The organism is Salinispora goodfellowii (assembly GCF_059570675.1).
Window position 1 is genome coordinate 26,514 of sequence record NZ_JCANTD010000038.1, and the last position, 11,121, is coordinate 37,634.

The 11,121-nt window shown below is 67.0% G+C and carries 16 protein-coding genes and 1 pseudogene; 6 read left to right on the forward strand and 11 right to left on the reverse strand.

What is annotated here, in order from left to right; translation table 11 throughout:
• Window positions 1-49 precede the first annotated feature (49 nt).
• Complete coding sequence (locus tag T398_RS23495) at window positions 50-388, reverse strand: phosphoribosyl-ATP pyrophosphohydrolase (RefSeq protein ID WP_496450034.1); 339 nt, start codon at window positions 386-388, stop codon at window positions 50-52.
• Between the two features lie 184 nt (window positions 389-572).
• Window positions 573-689, reverse strand: a pseudogene (locus tag T398_RS23500) (MerR family DNA-binding transcriptional regulator); the annotation flags it as partial.
• A 92-nt stretch (window positions 690-781) separates the two neighbouring features.
• On the opposite strand from T398_RS23500, the gene T398_RS23505 reads away from it, so the two are divergent.
• On the forward strand, window positions 782-2,374 hold the full coding sequence (locus T398_RS23505) for a DUF6194 family protein (protein WP_496450036.1): 1,593 nt from the start codon (window positions 782-784) through the stop codon (window positions 2,372-2,374).
• Between the two features lie 11 nt (window positions 2,375-2,385).
• On the opposite strand, the gene T398_RS23510 is transcribed toward T398_RS23505, so the two are convergent.
• Both T398_RS23510 and T398_RS23515 read right to left on the reverse strand, forming a co-directional pair.
• Complete coding sequence (locus T398_RS23510; RefSeq protein ID WP_496450037.1) at window positions 2,386-2,670, reverse strand: recombinase family protein; 285 nt, start codon at window positions 2,668-2,670, stop codon at window positions 2,386-2,388.
• The gene (locus T398_RS23515; protein ID WP_496450059.1) at window positions 2,634-2,867 is read right to left on the reverse strand and encodes a recombinase family protein; all 234 of its coding nucleotides are present in this window, start codon (window positions 2,865-2,867) and stop codon (window positions 2,634-2,636) included. The genes T398_RS23510 and T398_RS23515 overlap by 37 nt, the downstream gene beginning before the upstream one ends.
• 408 nt (window positions 2,868-3,275) lie before the next feature.
• Here T398_RS23515 and T398_RS23520 point away from each other — a divergent pair, with 408 nt between their 5' ends.
• Both T398_RS23520 and T398_RS23525 read left to right on the forward strand, forming a co-directional pair.
• Complete coding sequence (locus T398_RS23520; protein WP_496450039.1) at window positions 3,276-4,115, forward strand: nuclear transport factor 2 family protein; 840 nt, start codon at window positions 3,276-3,278, stop codon at window positions 4,113-4,115.
• 290 nt (window positions 4,116-4,405) lie between these two features.
• Complete coding sequence (locus tag T398_RS23525) at window positions 4,406-5,236, forward strand: phosphotransferase (RefSeq protein ID WP_496450041.1); 831 nt, start codon at window positions 4,406-4,408, stop codon at window positions 5,234-5,236.
• A gap of 236 nt (window positions 5,237-5,472) precedes the next feature.
• Here the strand turns inward: T398_RS23525 and T398_RS23530 are convergent, their stop codons facing one another.
• Window positions 5,473-6,048 (reverse strand): recombinase family protein, encoded by a 576-nt coding sequence (locus tag T398_RS23530; RefSeq protein WP_496450043.1) that lies wholly within the window; start codon window positions 6,046-6,048, stop codon window positions 5,473-5,475.
• A gap of 60 nt (window positions 6,049-6,108) precedes the next feature.
• The gene (locus T398_RS23535) at window positions 6,109-6,273 is read right to left on the reverse strand and encodes a hypothetical protein (protein ID WP_496450044.1); all 165 of its coding nucleotides are present in this window, start codon (window positions 6,271-6,273) and stop codon (window positions 6,109-6,111) included.
• Between the two features lie 4 nt (window positions 6,274-6,277).
• Between T398_RS23535 and T398_RS23540 the strand changes: the two genes are divergently transcribed.
• Together T398_RS23540 and T398_RS23545 are read left to right on the forward strand one after the other, a co-directional pair.
• The gene (locus T398_RS23540; RefSeq protein ID WP_496450046.1) at window positions 6,278-6,607 is read left to right on the forward strand and encodes a hypothetical protein; all 330 of its coding nucleotides are present in this window, start codon (window positions 6,278-6,280) and stop codon (window positions 6,605-6,607) included.
• Window positions 6,608-6,665: 58 nt separating this feature from the next.
• Complete coding sequence (locus T398_RS23545; protein WP_496450048.1) at window positions 6,666-6,836, forward strand: hypothetical protein; 171 nt, start codon at window positions 6,666-6,668, stop codon at window positions 6,834-6,836.
• A 24-nt stretch (window positions 6,837-6,860) separates the two neighbouring features.
• On the opposite strand, the gene T398_RS23550 is transcribed toward T398_RS23545, so the two are convergent.
• From T398_RS23550 to T398_RS23570, 5 genes are all read right to left on the reverse strand, one after another.
• A complete protein-coding gene (locus T398_RS23550) occupies window positions 6,861-7,547 on the reverse strand; it encodes an adenylate cyclase (RefSeq protein ID WP_496450050.1) in 687 nt (228 codons plus the stop codon).
• 96 nt (window positions 7,548-7,643) lie between these two features.
• Complete coding sequence (locus T398_RS23555) at window positions 7,644-9,158, reverse strand: Tn3 family transposase (RefSeq protein ID WP_496450051.1); 1,515 nt, start codon at window positions 9,156-9,158, stop codon at window positions 7,644-7,646.
• 246 nt (window positions 9,159-9,404) lie between these two features.
• On the reverse strand, window positions 9,405-9,704 hold the full coding sequence (locus T398_RS23560; RefSeq protein ID WP_496450052.1) for a hypothetical protein: 300 nt from the start codon (window positions 9,702-9,704) through the stop codon (window positions 9,405-9,407).
• Between the two features lie 5 nt (window positions 9,705-9,709).
• A complete protein-coding gene (locus T398_RS23565) occupies window positions 9,710-10,447 on the reverse strand; it encodes a DUF4158 domain-containing protein (protein ID WP_496450053.1) in 738 nt (245 codons plus the stop codon).
• Window positions 10,448-10,453: 6 nt separating this feature from the next.
• On the reverse strand, window positions 10,454-10,657 hold the full coding sequence (locus tag T398_RS23570; RefSeq protein WP_496450054.1) for a hypothetical protein: 204 nt from the start codon (window positions 10,655-10,657) through the stop codon (window positions 10,454-10,456).
• A 109-nt stretch (window positions 10,658-10,766) separates the two neighbouring features.
• Here T398_RS23570 and T398_RS23575 point away from each other — a divergent pair.
• A partial coding sequence (locus tag T398_RS23575; RefSeq protein WP_496448881.1) for a DUF6817 domain-containing protein occupies window positions 10,767-11,121 on the forward strand: 355 nt, incomplete at its 3' end.

Here is an 11,121-nt window from a genome sequence, read left to right on the forward strand (position 1 = left end):
GCCTATTGCCGGTTTCCGCCGTACCTTGGCTGTACCCCAGTTTCACCCGTCAGGGGATGAGTACCTCGTCGAGCCAGAGGCGTTGGGTGAACCCGCCGCGCTCGGCGCGCTTGCTGGCAGCCGCCTCCTCTACTTGCACCTCGGTGAAGCCAGACGCGATCGTCAGGGCGGCGAGTACTTCGCGCACGTCGGCAAGTTCACGAAGTCGCGCGTTCGGCTCGGCGGTTGCGACCTCCTCCGCCTCCTCGTGCAGTTTCGCGATCAGCGCAGGAAGTAGGTCCGGTTCGTCCAGTACCCGGACCCTTGGGATCTGACCATCGGCGGTGATGATTTCCGGAATGCGATCACGCACGAGCTTGCCGTAAACGATCTTCTGTTCGTGGGGCATCCCGTCATCATCCCGTTCGGCGGTTCGGCCGCCGTCGTGTGGTCCACTGACATGATCTCAACAAGAGTGCGTGGCCCGGTGTGCCCGAGGTGAGCACGGCGGCCGCCGAGGCGACACACTCCACGGTCTCCCGGCCACGGTGCAGCTACAGATGGACGCTGTCGAGCACGGCCAGCGCCCTGGCATGGTCGTCGGGGTAGCCCGGTAGCCGGTCGCGGTCCGGGCGGCGGGCGGGATCACCCCGGCCTGTTCGTAGTTGCGGACCGCTTGCGGCGACAGTCCATGCCCGTGCCAGATCCACTGGCCGATACCCGGGTTTGAGGCTTCAAACGGCGGTTCCCCTGGGGATAACGGAAAAAGTTCAACCGGTGGTTCAACGATACGGTTAAGATCATGGTTTTCGACACCGAGTTGACGTCCTTGCTCGCCACCCGCCGGCCACACCTACTCGCGATCGGCGAGCCGTACCACGGCGAACCGGCGTTCCCGCGTCTGCGTAACCGGATCCTGGAAACACTCGCCGGGCACGGCTTCCGGTCGATCGCGATCGAGTCGGACCGCGCCGCCGGCCTCGCCGTCAACGACTACGTGCAGGGCCGCTGCGACGACGTGGACTTGGACACCGGTATTAGCCACGGCTGGGGCGCCCACCCGGCGACCCGCGAACTGGTCGACTGGCTGCGCGCGCACAACACAACGCTGCCGCCCGAGCAACGCATCACCTTCCACGGCTTCGACGCGCCCACCGAGATCACCGGCGCCCCCAGCCCCGGCCCGCTATTGCGCGAGTTGTACGACTACCTCGACGTGCCGGCACCCGACCTGGACCGCCTGGTCGGTGACGAGAACCGCTGGACCGACCAGGAAATCATGTTCGACGCGACCCGATCTCCCGGACGCTCACCACAGGCCGCCGCACTACGCGGCCTGGCCGAAGACCTCCGCACCCAGTTGCACGTCGACGCACCCCGTCTGATCGCCGAGACCGGCACGTACGCGTTCCACCGCGCCAGGGTGCTCGCCACCACCGTGATCGGCCTGCTCACCTACCATGCCGCCATGGCCGAACCCGGCACCCAGTCACAGCGGATCGGTCGCCTGCTCGCCGTTCGTGATGCGCTGATGGCGCAGAATCTGCTCGACATCCTCGCCCTCGAGCGGGACCGGGGGCGAGTCCTGGTCTCCGCCCACAACGTCCATCTGCAACGGTCCCCGTCCCGGTGGGACACCCATTGGGACGGCCAGGACCTGGCCGCCCAGTGGAATGGTGCCGGTTCGATCGTGTCGCCGCTGCTCGGGGACAAGTACCTGTATGTGGCTGGCAGCCTCGGGGCCAGCGCTCCGGTCGGCCTCGGGCAACCGCAGCCCGGCACCTACGAGGACCGGCTCGGAGCACAGACGGGGATCTTCTCGCCCCCGGCCGGTGACGACCTGCGCGAACGCGTGGTGGAACTACCCGGGCACTTCCCACTGGACAAGGCAACGATCGAGACCTGCGACGCGATCCTGCACATCGGCTCCGAACCCGGCGCGGCCGACGCCGCGCGGATCGCCGGCCTTCCCGGGGTGACCGAGACCCGGATCCAGGCAGACTCCGACATGCCGCCCTACACCTGGGGCGACCGGTTCTTCTTCGCTGGCGAGGACCGGAAACGTCCGTTCGCCACGGTCGTCGGGCACGACGTGCCCGGCTTCGACGAGCAGTCCCGCCTGTGCGAGCCGGGACGGTACCGGCTCAACATCGAAGTAGGCCGCGACGAGTTCCGAAACCTGTTCGGCTACGGCCCGGAGGAATTCGCCGTGCACAGTAACGAGATCGACTTCGCGCAGATCGACCGATTGATGCCCCATCCCGCCTATGCCGTGCAGGGCTGGGCGAGCGTGGTCAACCCAGGCCCGGCCACCGCGGACGAGGTAGAACGACTGCTCACACAAGCAAGGACCCGCAGCGCCGAACGCGAACACCGCAGGAACCCGTGCTCATAAGTCCAGGCGCGTCAGATCCCCACGACGAAGTCCAGAGAACGTTTGAGGGTCCACCGGGACACGCCGAGCTTGCCGGCGACAGCGGCCTGAGTCTGACCAGCGCTTAATAGGATCTGCGCGTCGGTGACCTGCTCGGCGCTCAGCGCCCGCGGCCTACCCCCGACCCGGCCGCGGGCGCGGGCGGCGTCGAGAACTTCGCGGGTGCCCTTGACGATCTGCTGGCGCTGAAACGTGGCGATGGCGGCGAACACGGTGAAGATCATTTCCCCGGACATGTCATCACTGGTGTCGAGCACGACGCCGTCGGAGTACGAAAGTGGTGGCCGTGAGCGTGCAGGTCATCGTCGATGCTGGCCAGCAGTTCTCGGGTATCGCGGCCCAGCCGGGTCAGGTCGAGCACGACGAAGGTGCCACCGCAGCGTATGTGCTCGAGGGCCGCGGTCAGCCCTGGGCGGGTCGTGCCCTTCTTGCCGGATGCCTTGTCGAGGTAGATCCGGCCGCAGCCAGGCCGCCTTGGGCGCGTCGATCTGCCGAGCGAGTTCCTGGGCGTCGGTCGACACCCAGGCCAGCCCGATCAGGCTCTCGCGGACGCCCCTAACTGTGCGGCCGCCCCTAATTATCGAATTTCTATTACCGATAATCCGACAATCCTTAGCACCGGACAAGACGGACAAAATTTCGATGCATCATAATGACTGTTATGGTGTATCGGCGTCCGCAGTCGCTGCCGCGTGGTCGAGTGCTGGTTGTCCTGGTTGTCCGGTCCCGCTGTAGCTGACACGTTCCTGTGCAACTGATACGCCGGACCACAGGTATGACAAACGGCCCACCGGATCTGATAAAAAGATCGACGTCAGTGGAGCCGGGTGCCGATGCGCTCCCCGTCGTTGAGGAGCTGAGGGTGGGGCTGTCGGTTGAGGACAGGCTTGCGGTGCATGAGCTGGTGGCGTTGCACGGCCATCTGATGGACAGCGGCGAGTTCGGGCGTATGGACGAGCTGTTCTGCGCGGACGTCGTCTATGACGTGTCCGCGTTCGGTCGGGGCGAGCTGCGCGGGTATGAAGCGATCAGCGAGGCCAGTCTGGCGTTGGGTGACGCGAACCCGGTCGGTCATCACGTCACGAACATCTGCGTGAGCGAGGATCCGGACGGCATGGTGCGGGTGCGCTCGAAGGCGATCGGAATCTACGCCGACGGCCGTGCGGGCAGTGTGGTCTACGAGGACGTCGTCCGCAGAGAAGCCGCCGGGTGGCGTATCGCGTACCGCAAGGTGGTTCCCCGCCGCTGCGCCCCTGAGCCGGTGGGGAGCACGGTGGTCGCGGATCTTTGGTCGGTGGCGGGCAGCCGGCGTTCGGATCCTTCGGAGTTCGAGGTTGGCTACGTCGACCCTGACGAGGGAGAGGTACGGCGGCTGTTCGCGGACGTGCTGGGGGTGGCGTTTGAGCGTGTTCCTCCGGTGCGGTCGTTTCCGTCCTACAAGGGGCAACGGAACTATCCGGGCTTGTACTGGTCGGCATCCGTCGGCGGTCACGTCGGTGTGGAGTCGTGGTTGGAGCGGGACGAAGCGATGGCGTTGGACTTCGACGCCACGGTCACGAGTTTCGCCCCGCAACCGTTCTGGCTCCTTTTGGCCCGCCGGTGGCCGGGTTCGTTCGCATGCGCCGGACTTTTTCGCGCGGCGGGTGGATGGGTCCGCGGTGGTGGTCGACTGCCGACCAGCGCAGCGGATCAAGCCACGTGATGCCGAGGCGTTCACGGCGACCGAGGCGGCCTGCGAGCAGATGTGAATGGACGCTGCTCTCCGACTGGGAGCCGAGTCATCGCAACCCGATCCACGATTGGATCGACCCCGAAGACCGACACACACGCCTCAGCAGCGACCAGCCCGATTTCGCTCCCACCAGACATAGCGGAGCAAGCGCCGGATGGAGACTCCGATCGATCCGATGAACCCAGCTCGACGGAGGTCGACCGGAAACAGGACCCCGAAATGCGGCTGCTACGTCACGACCAGGGAACTACGGTGCTCCGATGCATACATATGAGACTGAGCGGGCAACACGGGCAGCCCTTTCGAGCGCCACCTCTCTCGGCCTCATCGCCCGCGAGACCGCTGTCCTGCATAACTCCAACACGCTCACCCTGCGATTACAGCCCTGCGACGTGCTTGCCCGGGTGGCGCCGGCCGCGCACCAATGCGCCCAGCTTGAAGTGGATGTCGCTCAGCGGCTTGCAGAAGCCGGAAGCCCGGTGGCCGCGCTCCAATCGCCTCAGGTCTTCGTCCGAGGTGACTACGTGGTCACCCTCTGGACCTACTACGAACCGATGACTACCCAGCCGATCCCCAACGCGGAATACGTGACCGCGCTCGAACGTCTGCACACCGGAATGCGCGAGATCGACGTGCCCGCCCCGCACTTCACGGACCGGGCTTCCGCAGCCCAGACGCTGGTGGCCGACCGCGCCCGAACGCCGGAACTGTCGGCCCCGGACCGGATCTTCCTCGCCAGGACGTTGAACCGGATGCGACAAGCGGTCACTGAGAGCGGCCGACCCGAGCAACTCCTGCACGGCGAACCCCATCCCGGCAACCTGATCTCGACCCGAACCGGCCCTCTTTTCATCGATTTCGAGGCGTGCTGCCGCGGGCCGATCGAGTTCGACCTGGCCCACGCGCCCGACGACGTCGGCGACCGCTACCCGGGCGCCGATCACCGGCTGCTCCGAGATTGCCGGATTCTCGTGCTGGCGATGATCACAGTGTGGCGCTGGGATCGCGACGACCAGTTCCCCGACGGCCGCCGACTTGGCATCGAGTGGCTGAGCCAACTCCGGACAGCAACGGCGAATCTTGATGGGTAAGCCGCCTCGCCTTATCGACAGAACAGCTGGCGATCCCGTTCTGCCCTTATCAGATACAACGGGACAACAACCGCGTGAACGCCCCGATGGAACTGATAAATCCCAGCTCACAGGAGTGCCGACATGTCATCTGAAACGGGACCGGACACTGGTGTCGTCTGCCAGGGGTCCCGGTAGTACACGCCGAAAAACCAACGGATATGGCCTGAGCTGGGCTGGATAGCCGTGCGTGAGGACTACTGGCTGCCGGCCTCTGCGTGCGTCGCCTCGGAACGTAGGTAGCTGTACACAGTCTCGCGGCTGATGCCGTACTCGCGGGCCAGGTCGGATTTGCGTTCGCCGACGGCGGCGCGTTCGCGGATGCGGGTAGCCTGCCCTGGGGTGAGGGCGGGTTTGCGGCCGGTGTACACGCCGCGCTGCTTGGCTGCGGCGATGCCCTCTCGTTGGCGTTCGAGGATCAGGGCGCGTTCGAACTCGGCGAAGGCGCCCATGACGCTCAGCAGGAGGGTGGCCATCGGCGAGTCCTCGCCGGTGAAGGTCAGGCTCTCCTTGACGAACTCCACCCGCACGCCCTTGCCGGTCAATGTCCGGACGAGCCGGCGCAGGTCGTCGAGGTTACGGGCGAGCCGGTCCATCGAGTGCACGATCACCGTGTCGCCGTCGCGGACGAACGCTATCAGCTCGTCGAGCTTCGGCTGGGCGGTGTCCTTGCCGGAGGCCTTGTCGGTGAAGACGCGCTCCACCTCGATCCCGTCGAGCTGCCGGACGGTGTTCTGGTCGACGGTGCTGACCCTGACGTAGCCGACGCGCATCGTTCCACCGTTCCTGACCGGGTTTGTCAGGTTGGACTCCATGGAGCCACCGGACGGGCGTCAAGAAAAACCATACATCACCCTATTCCGACGCTTCTTGATGCTGATGGTGTCTGTGGTGTTGGGGTACCCCAGCCGGACGTCGGTCAGTCGGTCATGCGGATCAGGCCGCCTGATGTTGTAGTGCAGGGCCGCATCGGCGGCGGCCTGTTCGAGGGCGTCCATCGCCTTGGACAGTCCGGCCGGCGTCGGCGGCCTGCCCGGCGGCGCGCAGCGGGTCGGAGGCGGCGTGCGTGGTCGGCGAGTCGCGCTCCATCGCCCGGCCACGCAGGAACTCCTCCAGCTCCTTCATCACGTTCGACCCCGCCGGCAACGAGTACACGCGGCCGGGGGGTCTACAGCCCCGCTGCACCTGGACCCGGCCGAGGCCGAGGCCGCCGCCCGGCACCTGGACGAGCTGGCGGACCTCGCCGAGTTCAGCCACCGGCCGCCGAAGCTCAGCAAGTGCGGCGGGCGGCGCAGCGCCTGGAGCACCTCATCGACGGCGACGCCGACCTGACTCAGGATTAGTTGGCCATCGGGAACGACGAGCTGCCGGTGACCGCGACCTGCTCGCGTTGCTACGCGACAAGCAGCCCACGAGGCCGGCGGCCCGCCGGCACGTCGCCGCGGCGGCCATCGTCCAAGCCAGTGGCGACCCCGGGACGCTGTGGATGGACCTGGTCGACCACGACGGCCCGACCCGGATCGCCGTCACCGGGCGGGGATGGCGACAACTCGGCGTCTAAAAAAATCTTGACAGGGCTGGGTTGTCAGAAAAGAGCAGGACTATCTACCGCGGTCGGATTGGCTGGTGGGTTCACCCGTCGGGCTGCCCGCAACAGCCACAGTGCGATCAGCCAGATGGCGGCTAGCGGCATACCGATGGGCACGAGTAGCGGCAGCCACCAGCCGACCAGCACGACGGCGACGGGGACCGCCAGACACGCGGCCAACACGGCGGTCGTGCGTGCCGGCCACACGTACGACGTGATCAGAGGGATCGTTACGAAAACGGTAGCCGCGAACGCGCTCGCCGCGACACCCCAAGAACCTCTCGCTGTGGCAGCGGGGGTGGATACCAAGCTGACCCAGATCAAAGCCGGGACCGCCACCACCCCGGTGGCCAACCACATAGAATGCCGGGACATCCGGGCAATCGTCGCTGCGTCGGCCCGTCGGCTGATCAGCGCCGCCGCTGCCGCCAGGACGGCAAGACAGCCGAGGCCCACGAGCACCAGCGCTGGAAGCACCTTGCCGGTGCCGTCGGGACACTGCAGATCTTCCCCGGGCAGCACATCCCCGCCGGCTGGGCGACATCCGACTCTCAGGGCGGACATCACCAGCAGCCCGACCCCACCGGTGACCGCGCCGACCACTCCGGCTGTGCACCCGGTGGTGAGGTACAGGAGAAACAGTTGGTCCCGGCTGAACCGGCGCCGAGGACGCTGCTGCGACATCCCGATCATCTCCGAGGCTGACAGTGGCTGCTATGCCAGGCGACCACGGGGCATAGTTTGCTTCGTGGTCGCCTGGGTTGTCACTCAGTGAAGATGTTAGTTGTAGATCACGGTTGGGCAGCCGCTTTCACCTGGGGCGTAGCGGATCGGGGCGGTGAACCCCTCTCCCATCAGGAAGCAGGCCGGCACCGTCCAGTTCCGGGGGGCGTTGACCAGCGTGGCGCTGCCGTCGAATCCCGCTGGAGGGTCCCGATCGGTGTTCAGTCCCATGCAGTCGGTTTGTGGGGACAGCCCGAGGTCGTTGCAGTCGTTGCTCTTCATGCTCACCGATGCGGCCATTCGCGAAGCACTCTGCGTGCCTGGGTACAGTTCGAAGAACGCTAGGTACAGCGTGTCCTGGGCCAGCTGGCGCGGGAAGTCGATGCCGACTTCCACCCCGATTTCGTCGCAGCCGTCGCTCGCGATGTTGTAGTCGGCGTAGGGCGCGGAGGCGTCCGGGACGTTCGTCCCCCAGATGCCGCCCATCTCGTAGGTGCCGGACCAGAAGTCCCAGTCCGAGTCACCGAAGCCGGCGGGCAGAACGGGCGGACGGCCCAGCCAGGGAGGGAATCGTTCCAGGTCGTTAGTGGTGGCTGCCGGGGTCTCGTCCCGGCACAGGGTGATCTTCCCCGGGTCCCGGATGCGTGGCGTGAGCGCCTTGCCCACCAGGTCGAACAGGGCAAAGTTGACCAGGGTTACGCCGTGGGTGTCGGTCGCGTGCTCGCGGATGGGTAGGTCGGTGGCGTTGCCGAGGAAGTCGTCGAGCACGTAGTGCGCCTCGCGGTGGGTCGGCACGATCACCTTGGTGCCGAACGTGGAGTGCTGGTCGGACACGTGCGTGTAGGTCGACAGGCCCTGCTCGGCGAAGTGCACGTTCATCGCCCGCGCGGTGATTGTCTTGCCGCGGGTGGGGAACCGCTGCCCGTCCGAGGACGACATGGTGCCGCCTCCGAACACCTTCGCCAGTTCCAGCCGGTGGTGGTGATTCACGATCATCGTGTTGGCCTCGCGCAGGGTGTCCTCACGTACGTACCACTCCTGCGTCCAAGCGAGCACCTCGTACGGCACGCCGCAGGCCTCGGCCATCTTGACCAGGCCCAGGTTCGTGGCGTTCGCGATCAGCACGGCCAGGATGTTGCGTTTCGCCTCGGCCGACATCGCACGCTTGTGGCCGCCCGCGTGGGTGAAACAGGACAGGAACCCGGTGCGGTGGTCCAGCTCGATCAGCAGCGACGCGATTGGCGCGAACGGCAGCATCCCGGCCAGTTCCTGCTTGAGCGCGTTCGCCTCGGCCGGGATGTCCTCGGCCGACAGCGGCGGGATGACGAGGCGGCCCTGCTCATCGAGGCGCACCGCGCCGATATCGTCCGGCGACGCCGCAGCCAGGGTTCGCTCCAACTCGGCCACCGCCGCGTGGAACTCGGCCAGGCCCTGTTCCAGGGCGGCCGGGCCGTCGGCGGGCTTGCCGACCAGGGCGCAGAACTCGTCCCGGCGCGACTGCCACCGCTCCGGGGCGAACAGGTACGCCCCCGGGTCGGCGTAGCGGCGGCTGCCGGGCACGAAGTAGCACACACAACTCCCAGTAGTGCCGGTAGGCGGTGTCGTCGCCGTCGCGGCGGGCCCGCGTCAGGTAGTCGCGGTAACGGGCCGGCACGAACTCGTCCGGGGCACCAGCGGGCACCTTCCTCGCACCGGTGCGGTTGAGCTCGATCAGGATCGACACGGCGCGCATCAGCTCGTCCGTGCCCGGCCCGCCCCGAAAGTCGATTGCCGACAGCACCATCGGGGCGAACTGGCGCCGGTAGTTGTAGGAAGTGTTCATCTGCGACAGCCGGCCGTGGTCACGCGGCAGCGGTGACCAGCCGACTGACACGGCCTCCGCAACCAGCCCATCCCGATCGTGGTGCGTAGTAGCCCACCGACCTGCTCGTCTGGGATACCAGGGTCGGCCAGCGCCGGCAGGATCAGCTCCAGCAGCGCATGGCGGGCCTCGCCCCGCTTGCCCCGCTCCGCCAGGGCCTGGTCGGTCTTGGCCTTCGCCCGCGATTCCCGCGCCGAGACCGCCTGGTCGAACAGCGCCACCACCTCGTCGAGCAGGTCGACCGCAGACTGCGTCACCAGCGTCAGCAGGATCGGGTAGCGGCGGACGTCCTCCCGCCGTTCAAGGGCCTGGTTCGTCGACCGGCGGCCGACCGTGGCCAAAACCGGCGCCGCTCTGCGGCCAGCATCGACAGGTCCAGGGTGTGGGCGTCCATCGCCCGTACCCACATCAGCTTGTCAATCGCCTGCTTGATCGCCATCGGGGTGGCATCCACCGCAGGGGTGGTCAGCCACGCCAGCCGGGTCATCCCCAGCCCGGCGTCGACCTTCAACAGCAGGTCCAGGTCGGCGGTCAACTGCCCGGTCAGCAGGTGCGTGACCCGCTCGTATGTCAGGGTTGTCGCGGTGGTGCGGGCGGTGGCGACCACCTGCGTCAACGTCACCACCCCGGGCCGCACCGTCCGGGTGGCAATCAGGTATTCGCAGGCCAGGGAGAACAGCGTGGTCGGCGAGTCGTGCTCCATCGCCCGCCCGCACAGGAACTCCTCCAGCTCCTTCATCACCATCGACCCGACCGGGGCGGCCTTCCACCCCAGGTACTCACAGACCAGCCGCAGATGATCTGTACGTGTCTGCGGACGCGCGCCGTACCCGGCCAACACACCTGGGTCGACGTCTAACCGCCCGGCCAGGCGGGCCACCGCCACCGGCGGCGCCGCCCGCACATCGTCCGGTACGAACCCCAGCCACGGCAGCGTGCACAACTGCACCGCCAAGCCCAGCCGGTCCGCCGGCCCCCGGCCCGGGTCCAGGAACGCCACGTCCGCCTACGTCAGGGTGAAGTACCGGATCAGCTCCTCCGTGCTGATGTCCGGAAACGACCGCAACCGCTCCAACTGATCATCGGAGAACAGCCTCGTCGCCATCGCACACTCCCGCGCCATCGGCGGCGAACAGTCGAGAACGTCGGTAAGGTGACGGGTCGCCTCGAACGCCGCGGCGTCCGCATCGTCAAACGCGATTCGAGCCATGTCGTTGACCCAACTGCCTGGACAGCCGAGGAAACAAGGGCGCAGCGGTGTGACGAACCGCCCACGCTGGGGGGCTGACGGCCGGACGCGGTTTACGTAAGGTCGGGCCATGGGCGCGGACGCTGACGTGCGGCGCTGGCTAGGGCAACGTGGAGCTGAGAAAATCCAGCACCCCGGCGGCACTCTCTACGCCCACCTGTGCCGGGTGCATGACCGTCTCGCTGAGCTGGAGTGTGGCGTTGACGCGCAACTGGCCGGTCTCGTGCATGCCGTCTACGGCACGGACGGCTTCGACGTGACGCTGCTCGACCGAAACAATCGAGCCACGCTGCGTAACCTCATCGGTGACAACGCTGAGGCATTGGTCTATCTATACGGGGCCTGCGACCGCAGGCGAACCTGGCGAGAGCTAGCGACGACCGGTGAGGTCGTCGACCGCTTCACCGACCAGACGTGGCACCTGA

Coding starts and splice junctions, on each gene's coding strand:
- T398_RS23495 (WP_496450034.1), bottom strand. CDS start 388: ATGCCCCACGAACAGAAGATCGTTTACGGCAAGCTCGTGCGTGATCGC.
- T398_RS23505 (WP_496450036.1), top strand. CDS start 782: ATGGTTTTCGACACCGAGTTGACGTCCTTGCTCGCCACCCGCCGGCCA.
- T398_RS23525 (WP_496450041.1), top strand. CDS start 4,406: ATGCATACATATGAGACTGAGCGGGCAACACGGGCAGCCCTTTCGAGC.
- T398_RS23530 (WP_496450043.1), bottom strand. CDS start 6,048: ATGCGCGTCGGCTACGTCAGGGTCAGCACCGTCGACCAGAACACCGTC.
- T398_RS23535 (WP_496450044.1), bottom strand. CDS start 6,273: ATGGACGCCCTCGAACAGGCCGCCGCCGATGCGGCCCTGCACTACAAC.
- T398_RS23550 (WP_496450050.1), bottom strand. CDS start 7,547: ATGTCGCAGCAGCGTCCTCGGCGCCGGTTCAGCCGGGACCAACTGTTT.
- T398_RS23570 (WP_496450054.1), bottom strand. CDS start 10,657: ATGGCTCGAATCGCGTTTGACGATGCGGACGCCGCGGCGTTCGAGGCG.